Below are 2,485 nucleotides of genomic sequence, written 5' to 3'. Positions count from 1 at the left end.
ATACTTTCTGTCTTTGCTGTCTTGTTTACTTCTGCCATGAATACTTGGAAGTTTGTTGGTTCATCAATTTGCATATTCTCACCTGATTTTTCATATATAGGAATGTGATTCACAAATGAATCATAAACCAAATAAAATAAAAATCAAATAGAATCTTGTCGCAACCCTGCGGGATTGCTAAAAACTCCCGCTTAGAATCTAAGGGGAGCTTTGTAATCAGGAAGGGAAGGTTTTGAAATTTAGATGATGTCAGTTCGGGCGCACTCCGCGCCCTCTGTAACTAAGGATTATTTCGTTCCCAAATCAAAGAATCAATGTAAACAACATATTGATCAGCAGTGATAATAGAAAGTTCAAGAGCTAACTTAGCAGCACCTTGAGCACGGCCAAACTTCAAATCTGATTTATCTACGCGATATTGAATTAAATAATAATCCATAAGTTTATAAACTTTTTCTGTATTCATTAAATGATTTCCTCAATAATCCTATTAGGGGGAGCACTGCCGTTGGATGAAATCCAATGGCTAAGTGCGCCCTTTGGGGTCTAAGGGGTCGAACCCCTTACAAGTCCTGTGGCTACAGGGTAGGCTTGCTTATTCGATTGTCTGATGATGATGCACGTTCACGGAACGTCACATCACAGACAACCGATTGACGTACCGCCTTCACAAGTCATTCGGGCGTCGGGCCTCGTCGAAGCTCCTCGTTCATCCTTCCTCATTCCTTTTGTTTGGCTTTACGTCTTTTGTTATTTCTAGGTTGTAATAGGATTTCTTATCGAATACGAAACGATAGAACATTTCTATATAGGGCAGCTCCTCCAGTGGCATGTCATCCGTTGCATTTTCTGGAATTTTGACACCGTGCATAGAACCGAAAGAACCTGTAAGGCGTTTACCCTTAAGTGTTAAAAATGCGTCCCAAGTGTTTTCAACTGATAGATCGCCAAACTTAAGAGCGTATTTACATACCTCAGCAACAGCTTTGCTATAGCCGTGTTCTTTGGTTTTTTTAACTCTACGAATATCGACAATATAAGAATCGAGGGTAATGTCATGCCAGGTCTCGGCAAGTTCTTCCTGGTCTATCCATTCATTGAGTAAAGCAAAAATATGAATATGCGGATGCCATTGCTTAGTTTTATCGTTGTAAGTGTATTCAGTGGTATAGAAAGCGCCATCAATCTTACAGAATTGATTAAACCCCCAACCCTTTTTCTTGTAATCCCTATAACGCGATAGAAGCGTTCTAAATGAGCTTGTAAGGTGATTATAGCGTTCTTCTAGGTCTTCCCCATTCTTGACCGTTAAAGTGATCAGGACGGGCTTTAAACGCGGATTCTGACGCATTAATTCATGGATACGGTCTAAATAGCGTTTCATTGAACGTGCAGCGCGAATACCTGCACACATGGGGCATAGCAAATGCTGTCCGCATACGTGGAATTTTTCGAGCTTAACTTGGTCGATGGTGTAGTAATTTCTGAATATAAGAAACTGACCACAACCTTTTAATTTTGTTGCAGCCTTAAGAGCCTTATTGGATAGATCGTCTTCGCCTTCAGATTTGAAATCAACTTGCGTCCACAAATATTGTTCTTGTAGTTTCGCTCTATGTTTCAAAAGTCCAAAACGTGATATTCTATCCCTGTGTTGATCTGCGTTTGCAGATTGCAAAGCCTGTAATTCATCACCCGCCAAAGTGTCAGAATTATGGGCTTTTTTATTGTCTTTTTTAGTCAATTTCATCCCCACTTTAGTTAATAGTATCAAGAGAAAGAAAAAACAGCGAGAAGCCAAGGCTAACTCACTGTTTTTTTTCGTGTTTCACATTTGTTCTGCTAAAACTGGTTTCGCGCCTTTGCGAACATAAAAAACAACATTACGACCGATAGCCATAGCACCACATGAGATGCTAATAACCTGATTTTTGAATGGTTCAAACAGTCGAGAATCCTCAACTGTTAGGTCAACAAGTTCGTGTTTAATTTCCCCGTTTGGGAGTTCCAACGAACCAAGAATTTGCACCTTGTCACGCGCTTCATATTCTTTGCCGTCTTTACCTTTACCACCATCCACACGGAAAGCATTGATTAGAGTTCCTTGTAGATTAATCATTGTCTAAGCTCCCAGAACCATCATGTTCAATTGATTCGAGAACTTTGGAAACTTCCTCAAGAACAGAACGACGGATCTCTTTACTGCCATGCTCAAGTTGTTCAAATACCTGATCTAAAGCAATTTCGATTAGTGAGTTAAGAACTTTGTTTCGAGGTTCTCCCATGTGATTACGGAGGCCTTCCAGTCGTGCAAAGTTCCATCGAGCCATACGGAAAGGTACTTGATGGTAAACACCAATACTTTCTGTCTTTGCTGTCTTGTTTACTTCTGCCATGAATACTTGGAAGTTTGTTGGTTCATCAATTTGCATATTCTCACCTGATTTTTCATATATAGGAATGTGATTCACAAATGAATCATAAA

At 39.9% G+C, this 2,485-nt stretch carries 4 protein-coding genes; all 4 read right to left on the bottom strand.

Features of this window, described 5'->3' with window-relative positions:
* Positions 1-280 precede the first annotated feature (280 nt).
* The gene (locus FTT73_RS16005) at positions 281-466 is read right to left on the bottom strand and encodes a hypothetical protein (RefSeq protein WP_180191663.1); all 186 of its coding nucleotides are present in this window, start codon (positions 464-466) and stop codon (positions 281-283) included.
* Between the two features lie 243 nt (positions 467-709).
* Positions 710-1,744: a protein rep gene (locus FTT73_RS16000; RefSeq protein ID WP_257232892.1), complete on the bottom strand. Its 1,035-nt coding sequence runs from the start codon at positions 1,742-1,744 to the stop codon at positions 710-712.
* 84 nt (positions 1,745-1,828) lie between these two features.
* On the bottom strand, positions 1,829-2,119 hold the full coding sequence (locus FTT73_RS15995; protein WP_180191662.1) for a hypothetical protein: 291 nt from the start codon (positions 2,117-2,119) through the stop codon (positions 1,829-1,831).
* On the bottom strand, positions 2,112-2,485 hold a 374-nt coding region (locus FTT73_RS15990), incomplete at its 5' end, for a hypothetical protein (protein WP_218955715.1). The genes FTT73_RS15995 and FTT73_RS15990, both read right to left, overlap by 8 nt.

The sequence above is a fragment of the Acinetobacter sp. YH01006 genome, from assembly GCF_013420445.1.
In the GTDB taxonomy this organism is placed as follows: Bacteria; Pseudomonadota; Gammaproteobacteria; order Pseudomonadales; family Moraxellaceae; genus Acinetobacter; species Acinetobacter pseudolwoffii.
Note: the sequence above shows the minus strand (reverse complement) of the source record. Positions and strands in the feature narration are given on the sequence as shown.

What these genes read in the sequence shown, in the direction of transcription:
- FTT73_RS15995 (WP_180191662.1), bottom strand. Translation starts at nt 2,119, where the DNA reads ATGATTAATCTACAAGGAACTCTAATCAATGCTTTCCGTGTGGATGGT.
- FTT73_RS16005 (WP_180191663.1), bottom strand. Translation starts at nt 466, where the DNA reads ATGAATACAGAAAAAGTTTATAAACTTATGGATTATTATTTAATTCAA.